This window comes from Serratia sp. CY37869, assembly GCF_052168895.1.
In the GTDB taxonomy this organism is placed as follows: domain Bacteria; phylum Pseudomonadota; class Gammaproteobacteria; order Enterobacterales; family Enterobacteriaceae; genus Serratia; species Serratia ureilytica.
This window is the reverse complement of record NZ_JBJNLU010000002.1, coordinates 759528-773896: the sequence shown is the minus strand read 5'-3', so window position 1 is coordinate 773896 and position 14369 is coordinate 759528. Positions and strand designations below refer to the sequence as shown.

At 61.2% G+C, this 14369-nt stretch carries 14 protein-coding genes and 1 other annotated feature; of the genes, 10 read left to right on the top strand and 4 right to left on the bottom strand.

Features of this window, described 5'->3' with window-relative positions; genetic code table 11:
• Nucleotides 1–4 precede the first annotated feature (4 nt).
• Nucleotides 5–1390 (bottom strand): sodium:solute symporter, encoded by a 1386-nt coding sequence (locus ACJ8J1_RS13990; RefSeq protein ID WP_033642490.1) that lies wholly within the window; start codon nucleotides 1388–1390, stop codon nucleotides 5–7.
• Between the two features lie 76 nt (nucleotides 1391–1466).
• Nucleotides 1467–2399, bottom strand: a complete 933-nt coding sequence (gene speB, locus ACJ8J1_RS13985) for an agmatinase (RefSeq protein WP_033642489.1) — start codon at nucleotides 2397–2399, stop codon at nucleotides 1467–1469.
• Between the two features lie 250 nt (nucleotides 2400–2649).
• Between speB and ACJ8J1_RS13980 the strand changes: the two genes are divergently transcribed.
• Nucleotides 2650–3564, top strand: a complete 915-nt coding sequence (locus ACJ8J1_RS13980; RefSeq protein WP_033642488.1) for a LysR family transcriptional regulator — start codon at nucleotides 2650–2652, stop codon at nucleotides 3562–3564.
• Nucleotides 3565–3570: 6 nt separating this feature from the next.
• Here the strand turns inward: ACJ8J1_RS13980 and ACJ8J1_RS13975 are convergent, their stop codons facing one another.
• Nucleotides 3571–4395 (bottom strand): SDR family oxidoreductase, encoded by an 825-nt coding sequence (locus ACJ8J1_RS13975; RefSeq protein WP_033642487.1) that lies wholly within the window; start codon nucleotides 4393–4395, stop codon nucleotides 3571–3573.
• Between the two features lie 229 nt (nucleotides 4396–4624).
• On the opposite strand from ACJ8J1_RS13975, the gene hisL reads away from it, so the two are divergent.
• From hisL to hisIE, 9 genes are all read left to right on the top strand, one after another.
• Nucleotides 4625–4672, top strand: a complete 48-nt coding sequence (gene hisL, locus ACJ8J1_RS13970) for a his operon leader peptide (RefSeq protein WP_100396937.1) — start codon at nucleotides 4625–4627, stop codon at nucleotides 4670–4672.
• Nucleotides 4648–4774: a sequence feature (His leader region), on the top strand. (Overlaps the previous gene by 25 nt.)
• Before the next feature lie 71 nt (nucleotides 4775–4845).
• Nucleotides 4846–5745 carry an ATP phosphoribosyltransferase gene (gene hisG, locus ACJ8J1_RS13965; protein ID WP_015377256.1) on the top strand — a complete coding sequence of 300 codons (900 nt, stop codon included), beginning with the start codon at nucleotides 4846–4848 and terminating at the stop codon, nucleotides 5743–5745.
• A 4-nt stretch (nucleotides 5746–5749) separates the two neighbouring features.
• On the top strand, nucleotides 5750–7057 hold the full coding sequence (gene hisD, locus ACJ8J1_RS13960) for a histidinol dehydrogenase (RefSeq protein WP_033642486.1): 1308 nt from the start codon (nucleotides 5750–5752) through the stop codon (nucleotides 7055–7057).
• The gene (gene hisC / locus ACJ8J1_RS13955) at nucleotides 7054–8142 is read left to right on the top strand and encodes a histidinol-phosphate transaminase (RefSeq protein WP_033642485.1); all 1089 of its coding nucleotides are present in this window, start codon (nucleotides 7054–7056) and stop codon (nucleotides 8140–8142) included. Before hisD ends, hisC begins: the two co-directional genes overlap by 4 nt.
• Nucleotides 8139–9206, top strand: coding sequence for a bifunctional histidinol-phosphatase/imidazoleglycerol-phosphate dehydratase HisB (gene hisB / locus ACJ8J1_RS13950; protein ID WP_015377254.1), 1068 nt, complete (start codon nucleotides 8139–8141; stop codon nucleotides 9204–9206). Before hisC ends, hisB begins: the two co-directional genes overlap by 4 nt.
• Entirely contained in the window at nucleotides 9206–9796 is a 591-nt protein-coding gene (hisH, locus tag ACJ8J1_RS13945) for an imidazole glycerol phosphate synthase subunit HisH (RefSeq protein WP_021504315.1), read from the top strand. Before hisB ends, hisH begins: the two co-directional genes overlap by 1 nt.
• 5 nt (nucleotides 9797–9801) lie before the next feature.
• Nucleotides 9802–10539: a 1-(5-phosphoribosyl)-5-[(5-phosphoribosylamino)methylideneamino]imidazole-4-carboxamide isomerase gene (gene hisA / locus ACJ8J1_RS13940; protein ID WP_033642484.1), complete on the top strand. Its 738-nt coding sequence runs from the start codon at nucleotides 9802–9804 to the stop codon at nucleotides 10537–10539.
• Nucleotides 10521–11297, top strand: a complete 777-nt coding sequence (gene hisF, locus ACJ8J1_RS13935) for an imidazole glycerol phosphate synthase subunit HisF (RefSeq protein ID WP_033642483.1) — start codon at nucleotides 10521–10523, stop codon at nucleotides 11295–11297. The genes hisA and hisF overlap by 19 nt, the downstream gene beginning before the upstream one ends.
• Nucleotides 11291–11911 (top strand): bifunctional phosphoribosyl-AMP cyclohydrolase/phosphoribosyl-ATP diphosphatase HisIE, encoded by a 621-nt coding sequence (hisIE, locus tag ACJ8J1_RS13930; protein ID WP_015377251.1) that lies wholly within the window; start codon nucleotides 11291–11293, stop codon nucleotides 11909–11911. The genes hisF and hisIE overlap by 7 nt, the downstream gene beginning before the upstream one ends.
• A gap of 74 nt (nucleotides 11912–11985) precedes the next feature.
• Here hisIE and gndA read toward each other — a convergent pair whose 3' ends face one another.
• On the bottom strand, nucleotides 11986–13392 hold the full coding sequence (gene gndA / locus ACJ8J1_RS13925; RefSeq protein ID WP_004938815.1) for an NADP-dependent phosphogluconate dehydrogenase: 1407 nt from the start codon (nucleotides 13390–13392) through the stop codon (nucleotides 11986–11988).
• Nucleotides 13393–14369: the final 977 nt, after the last annotated feature.

Genomic DNA, 14369 nt, shown 5'->3' with positions numbered 1-14369 from the left:
CGTTTCAACGCTCGGTTTGGGTCTGCAGCTGCGGCGCCGGGCGGCTCAGCAGGCTGCCCAGCACGAAGGCGACGCCGCCGCCCACCAGACCGCCGTAGATCGGGCTGTTGGCGTCGATGCCGTGCCAGATCATCAGCCCCACCACGCACAGGCTGCCGGTCAGCATGCTGGCGATAGCGCCGGCGCTGGTGGCGCGCGGCCAGAAGATAGCCCCCACCAACGGGATCAGCATGCCGCCCACCAACAGGTTGTAAGCCAGCGTTAGCGCCGCCAGCACGTCGCGCACCACAAACGCCAGCCCCAGCATGACCGCGCCCATGAAAAGCGTGGTGAAGCGCCCGGCGGCCAGCCCGCCAGAAGGTTTGCGCCGGATGGCCGGCAACACGTCCTCCAGTGCGATGGTCGAAGAGGCCAGCAGGCAGGCGCTGGCGGTGGACATCAGCGCCGCCAGGGCCGCCGCGGCCACCAGCCCGCTGACGCCGACCGGCAACACCGCCTGCGCGATGGCGGCGAAGGCGCCGTCGGTATTACTGAGCGACGGCAGCACGATCTTGCCGGCCATGCCGATCAGCGCGCCGGTCACGCCATACAGCACGCAATAGACGCCCGCCCCCAGCCCGGCGAAGCGCGCCACATTGGCGCTACGGGCGGTGAACACCCGCTGCCAGATGTCCTGACCGATCAAAATGCCGAAGAAGTAGATCAGGAAAAATACCAGAATAGTATCCAGCCCGATCGACGACAGCTGGTAGTAACCGGCGGGCAGCAGGCTGGTGAACGCCTCCCAGCCGCCGGCCTTGACGATGCTCATCGGCATCAGCACCAGCATCATGCCGACGGTCATGATGATGAACTGAATGATGTCGGTCAGCGTCAGCGACCACATGCCCCCCAGCGTCGAATACAGTACCACCAGCCCGCCGCCGAGCAGGATAGACGCGCTGAACGACAGGCCAAACATCACCTGCATCACGCTGCCGATGGCGATGATCGAGGTCACCGCCACCATCAGGTCATACGCCAGCATGATCGCGCCGCTGGTGACCCGCGCCGCCGGGTGATACCGCCGCGACAGCACCTGGCTGACGGTATACAGCTTCAGTTTGAGCAGCGGTTTGGCCAGCACCAGACTCAGCACCACAATGCCCAGCCCGAGCGCGCCGCACAGCCAGACGCCGGAGATGCCGTAGGTGTAGCCGAGCTTGACGCTGCCGATGGTCGACGCGCCGCCGAGCACCACCGCCGACAGCGTGCCCAGATACAGCCCCGGCCCCAGGTTGCGCCCGGCCACCAGATACGCCTCTTTGGAGTTGGCGCGGCGAATGCCCATCCACCCCACCGCGCCTATCACCAGAAAGTAAATCACCACAACCAGCAGATCGAGATTCATGGGTACCTCCACTCCGTTGTTATTGTTATCGGGGGCCCGACGCAACCGCTCCGCCGGCAGGGTCAGTACGACGGCCTCAGCGGGCCGGCAGCACGCACAGCATTTCAAACAGCAGATTGGCCGCCAGCAGCGCCGTATTGCCGGAACGATCGTAAGGCGGCGACACCTCCACCACGTCGCCGCCAATCAGGTTCAGCCCACGGCAGCCGCGCACGATCTCCAGCCCTTGCCAAACCGACAGTCCGCCGACCTCCGGCGTGCCGGTGCCCGGCGCGAAGGCCGGATCCAGCCCGTCGATATCGAAACTGAGATAAACCGGCGCATCGCCCATCTGCTCGCGGATCTCCGCCATCAGCGGCGTCAGCGACCGATGCCAGCAAGCTTCGGCCGGCACCACGCGAAAGCCCTGGCGCCGTGACCAATCGAAGTCATCCGCCGCATAGCCGCTGCCGCGCAGACCAATCTGCACCACTTTTTCCGGCGCCAGCAGCCCCTCCTCAAACGCGCGGCGGAAGGTGGTGCCGTGCGCCAGCTGTTCGCCAAACATCTCCTCGTTGGTGTCGGAATGCGCATCGACGTGGATCAGCCCGACCGGGCCATGTCGGCGGGCGATGGCGCGCAGCACCGGCAGCGTCAGGGTGTGGTCGCCACCAAGCGTCAACGGCGTGCAGCCGTGCGCCAGGATCTCGCGGTAAGCCGCCTCGATGCGCCGTACGCTGTCCGCCAGGCTGTAGGGGTTAATGGCGACGTCCCCCAGATCGGCCACCTGCAGCCGTTCGAATGGGGCGGAGCCGGTGCCCATGTTGTAGGGGCGGATCATCACCGACTCCTGGCGGATCTGGCGCGGGCCATAGCGGGTGCCGCTGCGATTGGAGGTGCCGATATCCAGAGGAATGCCGACAAAGGCGGCGTCCAGACCACGCGCCTGATCGGCGGCGGGCAGGCGCATCATGGTGGGGAGACCGGCAAAGCGCGGCATGTCGTTGCCGCTTTGGGGTTGGTTCAGCATGGCGTTTCCTTGTCTTGGGCTTGCGATAAATTGAAACATTTAAGCAACATTCGCAGACTACCCCGTTGACCGCACCGGCTACCATTCCCGCTTTTGCATGTAAACATCGAAAAACACGATGTAACTAACCCATTGAAGCGTTGATTTTTATTTCAATCTCATGCCATAAGAAAGGCCATATCTTCAGCGCCGCGCCTATTTCTTCGATGTTAAAAATGGGTTAAGCGGCCGACGTTCTGCGGAGGGGGCGATGCTCACTAACCTAAGCGATATCGATCTGAAGCTGTTGCGGGTGTTCGTCGCGGTGGCGGAAGCCCAGGGCGTCAGCGCCGCACAGGAAACGCTGCTGATGAACCAATCCACCATCAGCACCCATCTGGCCTCGCTGGAAACGCGACTGGGTTTTCGCCTGTGCCAGCGCGGGCGCTCCGGCTTCCGGCTGACGCCAAAAGGGGAACGCATGCTGATCGCCTGCCGCTCCTTGTTCAACGCCGCCCGCGACTTCACCCGGGTCAGCCAGTCGCTGAACGGCCTGCTGACCGGCGATCTGCAAATCGGTCTGGTGGATAACCTGGTTTCACTGCCGGGCAACCCGTTCAGTCAGGCCATCAAGCACTTTCAGCGGCGCCACCAGGACGTGCAATTGCAGTGCCGCATCTGTTCACCGAACGAGATTGAACAAGGGCTGCTGCACCGGCAGCTCGATCTGGGCATCGGCTACTTTGGCCAGCAGTTGGAGGCGTTGCGTTATCAACCGTGGCTGGAGGAGACGCAGGCGATCTATTGCAGTGAGGATCACCCGCTGTTCGCGGTGGAAGAACCCGAGCGCGAGCAGATTGAAAACGCGCGCTGGGTCAAACGCGGCTACCTGCTGGCGCACCAGCTGTGCCCGATCGCCCCGCCGCATCTGGCGGCGGTGGCTCACCACATGGAGAGCGTCGCCCATCTGGTGCTGAGCGGCACCTGTCTCGGTTATCTGCCCACCCACTATGCGGCGCGCTGGGTGGAGCAAGGGCTGCTGCGGCAATTGGGCGGCACGGCGCTCTCTTACCGCGCCACGCTCAGCCTGGTCAGCCGCCCCGTCCAACCCGACGAGGCGTTGAACGCGCTGTTGGAGGATTTGGCGCGCGCCGGCGAAAAAAAGCCCCGCATGTGCGGGGCCTGACGGACGTTAACTGACCGGCATGCGCGCCGGATCGGGATACTGGTATTCAAAACCCAGCTCGTTGCAGATGCGGTTGCCGTCCACCAGCCGCTCATCCTGTTCCGCTTCGTCGGCAAACTGCGGCGGCTCCAGGTGCAACTGCTCGGCCAGGGCCGGATAGAAATCGCGCTTGGCCGGATGACGCGGCGCGCACAGGTTGTACACGTGGCCGCCCTTGGGCAGCTTGAGCAGCAGTTGGATGGCGGCGATGACGTCGTCCTGATGCACCAGATTCACCCCCTGCGAGCCCCCCTTCACATCGAGTTTTCCCGCCAGGAAGCGGCCTGGGTGGCGATCGGCGCCCACCAGCCCCGCCAGGCGCAGAATGTCCACCGAGGTATTCGGCAGCTCGTGCAGCCAGCGCTCCAGCTCGGCCAATACCCGGCCGGACGGCGAGACCGGCCGCAGCGGCGACTCTTCGCGCAGCGTGCCGGCGGTTTCGCCATACACCGAAGTGGAACTGGTGAAGATCACCCGCGGCACGCCGAAAGCCATTGCGCTGTCCACCAGCATGCGCACCGCATTGAAATAGTTCTCGCTGCCTTCGACGGTGCGGCGCGCGGGCAGCGTGACCACCAACGCATCCACGCGCAGCAGCGACGCCAGATCGTCCGGGTCGCAGATCAATTCCGGCGTCAGCTCCAACTGATAACATTCGATGCCGCTCATCCGCGCGGCCTCGACGCCGTCCGGCGTGGTTTTGCTGCCGACCACGTCGTACCCGCGGCCCATCAGCGACAACGCCAGCGGCATGCCCAACCAACCCAGACCAATAATGGCTACCTTTTTCATCCTCTTCCTCTCCTGAAGATCGCAGCGCCCTGCCCTTAAGGCTACGCCACTGCGCGCGGCGATACAATCTGACCGGCTTAAGGTTAGGTAAAGCCGTGTGTGGCTAATAACTCAACCTGTTTCAATAAATTAAATTTATGACGATAAAAAAGAGTTGCACGGCGGACAGCGGATAGTTTAGCTTAATTGCCATACGGTTTTTTACCGACTTTTGCTGAGAGAAAACACCATGACACGCGTTCAGTTCAACCACCATCATCACCATCACCCTGACTAGTCTTTCAGGCGATGTGTGCTGGAAGACGGTTTGTTAATCTTCCAGTGGCGCGCAGAACGCAAGAGAGAGCCCTCGGAAGATTTCTTCCGAGGGTTTTTTTTTGGCTCCGGACAGACAGAAAAGAATAGTTTTTACAATAAATTCATAAAATTACAGATTAAACAGAGGTTACCATGCTGGACAAGACACGTTTACGGATCGCAATGCAGAAGTCGGGCCGCCTGAGCGATGAATCCCAGGAACTGCTGGCGCGCTGCGGCATCAAGATTAACCTGCAGCAGCAGCGTCTGATCGCCTTCGCCGAAAACATGCCGATCGATATCCTGCGCGTGCGCGACGACGACATTCCGGGTCTGGTGATGGACGGCGTGGTCGATCTGGGCATCATCGGCGAGAACGTGCTGGAAGAAGAGCTGCTCAGCCGCCGCGCCCAGGGTGAAGACCCGCGCTACTTCACCCTGCGCCGCCTCGATTTCGGCGGCTGCCGCCTGTCGCTGGCCACCCCGCTCGACGCCGAATACGCCGGCCCGCAAAGCCTGCAGGACGCCCGCATCGCCACCTCTTACCCGCACCTGCTGAAGCAATACCTCGACAAACAGGGCGTGCGCTTCAAATCTTGCCTGCTGAACGGCTCGGTGGAAGTGGCGCCGCGCGCCGGCCTGGCCGACGCCATCTGCGATCTGGTCTCTACCGGCGCCACGCTGGAGGCCAACGGCCTGCGCGAAGTGGAGGTGATCTACCGCTCCAAAGCTTGCCTGATCCAGCGCGACGGCGAAATGCCTGAAGCCAAACAGCAGCTGATTGACCGCCTGATGACCCGCATTCAGGGCGTGATCCAGGCGCGCGAATCCAAATACATCATGCTGCACGCGCCGAGCGAGAAGCTGGACGAGATCGTCGCGCTGCTGCCGGGCGCCGAACGCCCGACCATTCTGCCGCTGGCCGGCGCGCAGAACCGCGTGGCGATGCACATGGTCAGCAGCGAAACCCTGTTCTGGGAAACCATGGAAAAACTGAAAGCGCTCGGCGCCAGCTCGATTCTGGTGCTGCCGATTGAAAAGATGATGGAGTAACGCCATGTCGACCTTCAACACGCCGATCGATTGGGCAACGTGCAGCGCCGAACGCCAGGCCGAGCTGCTGATGCGCCCGGCAATCGCCGCTTCCGATAGCATCACCCGCACGGTGAACGAGATCCTCGACAACGTGAAGGCCAACGGCGATCGGGCGTTGCGCGACTACAGCGCCCGTTTCGACAAGGCGGAAGTCTCGGCGCTGCGCGTCAGCGCCGAGCAGATCGCCGCCGCCGCCGCGCGGTTGGGCGACGACATCAAACAGGCGATGGCGGTGGCCGTCGCCAACGTGGAAACCTTCCACAACGCGCAGCGACTGCCGCCGGTGGACGTCGAAACGCAACCGGGCGTGCGCTGCCAGCAGGTGACCCGCCCAATCGACTCGGTGGGCCTGTATATTCCCGGCGGATCGGCGCCGCTGTTCTCCACCGTGCTGATGCTGGCGACGCCGGCGCGCATCGCCGGCTGCCGCCGGGTAGTGCTGTGCTCGCCGCCGCCGATCGCCGATGAGATCCTGTATGCGGCGCAGCTGTGCGGCGTGCAGGAAGTGTTTCAGGTCGGGGGCGCGCAGGCGATCGCCGCCCTGGCGTTCGGCACCGAAAGCGTGCCGCGCGTAGCGAAGATCTTCGGGCCGGGCAACGCCTTCGTGACCGAAGCCAAGCGGCAGGTCAGCCAGCGCCTTGACGGCGCGGCCATCGACATGCCGGCCGGTCCTTCGGAAGTGCTGGTGATCGCCGACGCCGGCGCCACCCCGGCGTTTGTCGCTTCCGATCTGCTGTCGCAGGCCGAGCACGGCCCGGATTCGCAGGTGATCCTGCTGACGCCGGACGCGGCGATGGCGCAGGCGGTGGCCGACGCGGTGGAAAGCCAGCTGGCCGAGCTGCCGCGCGCCGACACCGCCCGTCAGGCGCTGGCGAGCAGCCGCCTGATCGTGGCGCGCGATCTGCCGGAGTGCGTGGCCATCAGCAACCGTTACGGCCCGGAGCACCTGATCATTCAGACCCGCAATGCGCGCGATCTGGTGGACGGCATCACCAGCGCCGGTTCGGTGTTCCTCGGCGACTGGTCGCCGGAGTCCGCCGGCGATTACGCCTCCGGCACCAACCACGTGCTGCCGACCTACGGCTACACCGCCACCTGCTCAAGCCTCGGGCTGGCCGATTTCCAAAAACGCATGACGGTGCAGGAGCTGACGCCGCAGGGCTTCAGCAACCTGGCCGCCACCATCGAGACGCTGGCTGCCGCCGAGCAGCTGATCGCCCACAAGAACGCCGTGACCCTGCGCGTCGCCGCCCTGAAGGAGCAAGCATGAGCATCGAAAAACTGGCGCGCGCCAACGTTCGCGAGCTGACCCCTTATCAATCGGCGCGCCGCCTCGGCGGCAAGGGCGACGTATGGCTGAACGCCAACGAATACCCGATCGCCCCGGAATTCCAGCTGACCGCGCAAACCTTCAACCGCTATCCGGAGTGCCAGCCGGCGCAGGTGATCGAACGCTACGCCGCCTATGCCGGGGTCAAGAAAGAGCAGGTGCTGGTCAGCCGCGGCGCCGATGAAGGCATCGAGCTGCTGATCCGCGCCTTCTGCGAGCCGGGCAAAGACGCCATTCTGTTCTGCCCGCCGACCTACGGCATGTACGCCGTCAGCGCCGAAACCTTTGGCGTGGAGCGCCGCACCGTGGCCGCCAAAGAGGACTGGCAGCTGGATCTGCCGGCCATCGCGGACAGCCTGGACAACGTGAAGTTGATCTACGTCTGCAGCCCGAACAACCCGACCGGTAACCTGATTGACCCGGACTCTCTGCGCAGCCTGTTGGAGCTGGCCAAAGGCAAAGCGATCGTCGTGGTGGACGAAGCCTATATCGAGTTTTGCCCGCAGGCCTCGGTGGCCGGGTGGCTGAGCGACTATCCGCACCTGGCTATTCTGCGCACGCTGTCGAAGGCCTTTGCGCTGGCCGGCCTGCGCTGCGGCTTTACGCTCGCCAACGAAGATCTGATCGCCCTGCTGCTGAAGGTGATCGCGCCTTACCCGCTCTCGACACCGGTGGCGGATATCGCCGCGCAGGCGCTGAGCGAAGAAGGTATCCGCACCATGCGCCAGCGCGTCACCGACATCGCCGCCACCCGCAGCTGGCTGCAGCAACAGCTGGAAAAATGCGCCTGCGTCGAGCAGGTTTTCGCCAGCGACAGCAATTACCTGCTGGCCCGCTTCACCGCCTCAAGTAATGTGTTTAAAAGCTTGTGGGATCAGGGCATTATCTTACGAGACCAAAACAAACAGCCCGGGTTGTCCGGCTGCCTGCGCATCACCATAGGCACCCGCGACGAATGTCAACGCGTGGTGGACGCCTTGTCCGCCCTGCCCGGCGCCAACCAGACTCGCCAGGAGCCAATGTGAGCCAAAAAATCCTCTTTATCGATCGTGACGGCACGCTGATCGCCGAGCCACCGGAAGATTTCCAGGTTGACCGCCTGGACAAGCTGGCGCTCGAGCCAGACGTGATCCCTTCCCTGCTGGCGCTGCAACAGGCGGGGTATCAGCTGGTGATGATCACCAATCAGGATGGGCTCGGCACCGCCAGTTTCCCGCAGGAAACCTTCGATCCGCCGCACAACCTGATGATGCAGATCCTCAGCTCGCAGGGCATTCAGTTCGCCGACGTGTTGATCTGCCCGCACCTGCCGGCGGACAACTGCGACTGCCGCAAGCCGAAGACCGCGCTGGTGAAGGGTTATCTCGAACCCGGCGTGCTCGATACCGCCCACAGCTACGTGATCGGCGATCGGCCGACCGACGTGCAGCTGGCGGAAAACATGGGCATTCAGGGGCTGCGCTACCAGCGCGGCGTGCTGGGCTGGAAAGAGATCGTGCGTCAGCTGACCCTGCGCGACCGTCATGCGCGGGTTAACCGCGTGACCAAAGAGACGCAGATCGATGTCAACGTCTGGCTGGATCGCGAAGGCGGCAGCAAAATCAAAACCGGCGTCGGCTTCTTCGACCACATGCTGGATCAGATCGCCACCCACGGCGGCTTCCGCATGGAGATCGACGTCAAAGGCGACCTGTATATCGACGATCACCACACCGTAGAGGACACCGGCCTGGCGCTGGGCGAAGCGTTGAACAAGGCGCTGGGCGACAAGCGCGGCATTGCCCGCTTCGGCTTCGTGCTGCCGATGGACGAGTGTCTGGCGCGCTGCGCGCTGGATATCTCCGGCCGCCCGCACCTGGAGTACAAGGCCGAGTTCAACTATCAGCGCGTCGGCGATCTCAGCACCGAAATGGTCGAGCACTTCTTCCGCTCGCTCTCCTACACCATGGGTTGCACGCTGCACCTGAAGACCAAAGGCAAAAACGACCACCACCGGGTCGAAAGCCTGTTCAAAGTGTTTGGCCGCACGCTGCGCCAGGCGATCCGCGTCGAGGGCAATACCCTGCCGAGCTCGAAAGGAGTGCTGTGATGAACGTGGTGATTTTGGATACCGGCTGCGCCAACCTGGCCTCCGTCACCTATGCGGTGCGGCGCCTGGGCTATCAGCCGGAAGTGAGCCGCGATCCGGAGATCGTGCTGCGCGCCGACAAGCTGTTCCTGCCGGGCGTCGGCACCGCGCAGGCGGCGATGGATCAGCTGCGCGAACGCGATCTGATCGAACTGATCAGGGCCTGCACTCAGCCGGTGCTGGGCATCTGCCTCGGCATGCAGCTGCTGGCGGCCAGCAGCGAAGAGAACGGCGGCATAACGACGCTCGGCCTCATCGATACGCCGGTAAAGCAGATGACCGACTTCGGCCTGCCGCTGCCGCACATGGGTTGGAACCAGGTATCCGCGCAGGCGGGCCACCATCTGTTCCGCGGCATCGATGACGGCGCCTACTTCTATTTCGTTCACAGCTATGCGATGCCGATATGCCCCAGCACCATCGCTCAGGCGAACTACGGCGAGCCCTTCACCGCCGCCGTGCAAAAAGACAACTTCTTCGGCGTGCAGTTTCATCCAGAACGATCTGGAGCGGCCGGCGCGCAACTGTTGAAAAACTTTCTGGAGATGTAGGCAGCATGATTATTCCGGCTTTGGATTTGATCGACGGCAACGTGGTGCGTTTGCATCAGGGCGATTACGGCCAACAGCGCGACTACGGCAACGATCCGCTGCTGCGCCTGCAGGACTATCAACAACAGGGCGCCCAGGTGCTGCACCTGGTCGATCTGACCGGCGCCAAAGATCCGGTCGCGCGCCAGATCCCGCTGCTGCGCAAGCTGTTGGCGGGGGTTAACGTGCCGGTGCAGGTCGGCGGCGGCATCCGCAACGAGCAAGACGTCAGCGCCCTGCTGGAGGCCGGCGCCACGCGCGTGGTGATCGGCTCCACCGCGGTGAAACAACCGCAGTTAGTGCAAAGCTGGTTCGAACGCTACGGCGCCGACGCGCTGGTGCTGGCGCTGGATGTGCGTATCGACGCGCAGGGCGTGAAGCGCGTGGCCATCAGCGGCTGGCAGGAAGATTCCGACGCCACTCTGGAACAGGTGGTAGAGCAGTTCCTGCCCTACGGGCTGAAACACGTGCTGTGCACCGACATTTCGCGCGACGGCACGCTGGCCGGTTCCAACGTGGCGCTGTATCAGGAGATCAGCCGCCGCTATCCGCAAGTGGCCTTCCAGGCCTCGGGCGGCATCGGCAATCTGGACGACATCGCCCAGTTGCGCGGCAGCGGCGTTGCCGGCGTGATCGTCGGGCGCGCCCTGCTGGAAGGTAAATTTAGCGTTGAGGAGGCGATTGCATGCTGGCAAAACGGATAATCCCGTGTCTGGATGTTAAAGACGGGCAAGTGGTGAAAGGCGTGCAGTTCCGCAACCACGAAATCATCGGCGACATCGTGCCGCTGGCGCAGCGCTATGCGCAAGAAGGCGCGGACGAGCTGGTGTTTTACGATATCACCGCCTCGAGCGACGGCCGGGTGGTGGACAAAAGCTGGGTGTCGCGCGTGGCGGAGGTGATTGATATTCCGTTCTGCGTCGCCGGCGGCATTAAAAGCGCCGAGGACGCCAGCCAGATCCTGTCTTTCGGCGCCGACAAAATCTCCATCAACTCACCGGCGCTGGCCGATCCCGATCTGATTAGCCGCCTGGCGGATCGCTTTGGCGTGCAGTGCATCGTGGTGGGCATCGATACCTGGTTCGACAGTGAAACCGGCAAGTATCACGTCAATCAATATACCGGCGACGAGAGCCGCACCCGCGTCACCCAGTGGGAAACCCTCGACTGGGTGCAGGAAGTGCAGCGCCGCGGCGCCGGTGAGATCGTGCTGAACATGATGAACCAGGACGGCGTGCGCAACGGTTACGATCTGCAGCAGCTGCGCCGGGTGCGCGAGGTCTGCAAGGTGCCGCTGATCGCCTCCGGCGGCGCGGGCACGATGGAGCACTTCCTGGAAGCGTTCCGCGATGCGGACGTCGACGGCGCTCTGGCGGCATCGGTGTTCCACAAACAAATCATCAATATCGGCGAACTGAAAAGGTTCCTGGTCGAACAAGGCGTGGAGATTCGCGTGTGCTGACAGAACAACAGAGAAACCAGCTGGACTGGGAGAAAACCGACGGCCTGATGCCGGCCATCGTGCAACACGCCGTTTCCGGCGAAGTGCTGATGCTGGGTTACATGACGCCAGAAGCGCTGGCGACCACCGAGCAGAGCGGCAATGTCACCTTCTTTTCGCGCACCAAGCAGCGCCTGTGGACCAAAGGCGAAAGTTCCGGCCACTTCCTCAAGGTGGTCAGCATCACGCCGGACTGCGATAACGACACGCTGCTGGTATTGGCCAACCCGATCGGCCCGACCTGCCACCTGGGCAACAGCAGCTGCTTCCACCCGGCCGCCAGCGACTGGACGTTCCTCTATCAGCTGGAACAGCTGTTGGCGGAGCGCAAGCATGCCAGCCCGGACAGCTCATATACCGCCAGCCTGTACGCCAGCGGCACCAAACGCATCGCGCAGAAGGTCGGGGAAGAAGGCGTGGAAACCGCGCTGGCCGCCACGGTCAACGATCGCGAAGAGCTGACCAACGAGGCCTCGGATCTGATCTATCACCTGCTGGTGCTGCTGCAGGACCAGGATTTGGATCTGAGCGCGGTGATCGGCCGGCTGCGCGAGCGGCATCAGAAAAAAGCGTGACATTAAATCACGCGCAATAAAAAAGCCGCCGGGCGTTAACCTCGGCGGCTTTTTTTATCGCTCAACGAGTGGGCTTATTCCATCCATTCGGTATGGAACACGCCTTCCTTGTCGATGCGTTTGTAGGTGTGCGCACCGAAATAGTCGCGCTGCGCCTGGATCAGGTTAGCCGGCAGCACCGCTGAACGGTAGCTGTCGTAGTAAGCGATCGCGGCGGAGAAGGTTGGCGTAGGGATACCGTTCTGCACGGCATAGGCCACCACGTCGCGCAGCGCCTGCTGGTACTCGTCGGCAATTTGCTTGAAGTATGGCGCCAGCAGCAGGTTGGCGATATCGGCATCTGCCGCGTAAGCGTCAGTGATCTTCTGCAGGAACTGGGCACGGATGATACAGCCGGCGCGGAAGATCTTGGCGATTTCGCCGTAGTGCAGATCCCAGTTGTTTTCTTTGGACGCGGCTTTCAGCTGAGAGAAGCCCTGCGCGTAGGATACGATCTTGCCCAAATACAGTGCGCGACGCACTTTCTCGATGAACTCAGCTTTGTCGCCGGTGAACGGTGCCACTTTCGGGCCGGTCAGCACTTTAGAGGCAGCAACGCGCTGATCTTTCAGCGAGGACAGGTAGCGTGCGAACACCGATTCGGTGATCAGCGACAGCGGTTCGCCCAGATCCAGCGAGCTCTGACTGGTCCACTTGCCGGTGCCTTTGTTGGCGGCTTCGTCCAGGATCACATCGACCAGGTATTTACCCTCTTCGTCTTTCTTGGTGAAGATGTCTTTGGTGATGTCGATCAGGTAGCTGTTCAGCTCACCCTTGTTCCACTCGGCGAAGGTTTCGGCCAGCTGCTCGTTGCTCAGGTTCAGCGCCTGCTTCAGCAGAGAATAGGCTTCGGCAATCAGCTGCATGTCGCCGTATTCGATACCATTGTGCACCATCTTCACATAGTGGCCAGCACCGTCAGCGCCGATATAAGTCACGCAAGGCTCGCCTTCCGCAACCGCAGCGATTTTCTCCAGGATCGGCGCCACCAGCTCGTAAGCTTCTTTCTGGCCGCCAGGCATGATGGAAGGCCCTTTCAGCGCCCCCTCTTCACCGCCGGAAACGCCGGTGCCGATGAAGTTGAAGCCCTGGTCGGACAGTTCGCGGTTACGACGGATGGTGTCCTGATAGTAGGTGTTGCCGCCATCGATCAGGATATCGCCCTTGTCCAGGTGCGGAGTCAGCGAGGCAATGGTTTTATCCGTCGCTTCGCCCGCTTTCACCATCAGCAGGATGCGGCGCGGTTTTTCCAGCGATTCGACAAACTCTTCAACGGTGTAATACGGCGCCAGGTTTTTGCCCGGGTTCTCAGCGATCACTTCGTCAGTCTTGTCGCCAGAACGGTTGAAAATGGAAACGGTGTAACCACGGCTCTCGATGTTCAGCGCGAGGTTGCGGCCCATTACCGCCATGCCGACAACGCCGATTTGTTGCTTGGACATTTAGGAACTCCTGTCTGAGATAATTACTACATTGTAATCATATAGTTATACAACATAGTAGGGATGCATTGCTTTATTGTACATGATTATTCCTAAGCATGTACCTATCGCAGCCATAACAATCTTTACAAAATCACGCACAGTTGGCAGTTCTGTATACGCCCTGAGCTCATTGCTACATTACCGGTAACATTGCAGAAAAGAAAAGGTTCGGATGTGCGGTCTGCCGCATCATGTCAACGGTTAAAAATCAACCAGAATATGTGGACCAAGATGAGGATACCGCATCGCCGAACCTGCTCCATACCCTCGGAAGAAACCATCCAATGACGCGCCACGCTTGCATTTTGGCCTGTAATCCTACAATTCCTAGCAATTGCACATATCTCATTTGAATATGTCACCACTGGTTACTAGGAACAGACTGAAACCCTGAAAATCCAGAGGCATTACAAGTGATTTGGTGGTAGGATAATAAAGGTTTTCTAGCCTATTTTTGCTGAAAATAGTTTCAGCATATAAATGAAAACTGACAACCCCACCCTCTATTGGTTCTCGCTTACCAAGGGCGGTAGCGTGCTTTTTTAGGCTGAAAACGCTTATGCAGAGCAATGTCCAGCCTAAAAATCAGGCAATCTGTATGCAGGGAATTCAGTGTTCACTTCTGTTTCATCGAGAAATGCGGTGTTTTTTTGCCGAAGTGAACGCATCGAAAAACAGAAGAAAACCTTATATATCACTAATGTGTTCCCCGGCATTACAGTAAGATAGAAACACGCTGGACAATAGCCCGCGGTAATACCATGCAGGTTGCGCGGGAATGAAACAGATTCTGTTTACGATGTGAAAATCTCCGAGAGAAAATGTTGGCGTATTTTCCATGGAGTGCTTACGGAAACGTGTGTTTAGCCCTATAGCTATTTTCACACCCTCCGTCATATCAATAACGCATCCGTTCTACATGATTATATTGCGAA

Coding starts and splice junctions, on each gene's coding strand:
- ACJ8J1_RS13990 (WP_033642490.1), bottom strand. CDS start 1,390: ATGAATCTCGATCTGCTGGTTGTGGTGATTTACTTTCTGGTGATAGGC.
- speB (WP_033642489.1), bottom strand. CDS start 2,399: ATGCTGAACCAACCCCAAAGCGGCAACGACATGCCGCGCTTTGCCGGT.
- ACJ8J1_RS13980 (WP_033642488.1), top strand. CDS start 2,650: ATGCTCACTAACCTAAGCGATATCGATCTGAAGCTGTTGCGGGTGTTC.
- ACJ8J1_RS13975 (WP_033642487.1), bottom strand. CDS start 4,395: ATGAAAAAGGTAGCCATTATTGGTCTGGGTTGGTTGGGCATGCCGCTG.
- hisG (WP_015377256.1), top strand. CDS start 4,846: ATGCTGGACAAGACACGTTTACGGATCGCAATGCAGAAGTCGGGCCGC.
- hisD (WP_033642486.1), top strand. CDS start 5,750: ATGTCGACCTTCAACACGCCGATCGATTGGGCAACGTGCAGCGCCGAA.
- hisC (WP_033642485.1), top strand. CDS start 7,054: ATGAGCATCGAAAAACTGGCGCGCGCCAACGTTCGCGAGCTGACCCCT.
- hisH (WP_021504315.1), top strand. CDS start 9,206: ATGAACGTGGTGATTTTGGATACCGGCTGCGCCAACCTGGCCTCCGTC.
- hisA (WP_033642484.1), top strand. CDS start 9,802: ATGATTATTCCGGCTTTGGATTTGATCGACGGCAACGTGGTGCGTTTG.
- hisF (WP_033642483.1), top strand. CDS start 10,521: ATGCTGGCAAAACGGATAATCCCGTGTCTGGATGTTAAAGACGGGCAA.
- gndA (WP_004938815.1), bottom strand. CDS start 13,392: ATGTCCAAGCAACAAATCGGCGTTGTCGGCATGGCGGTAATGGGCCGC.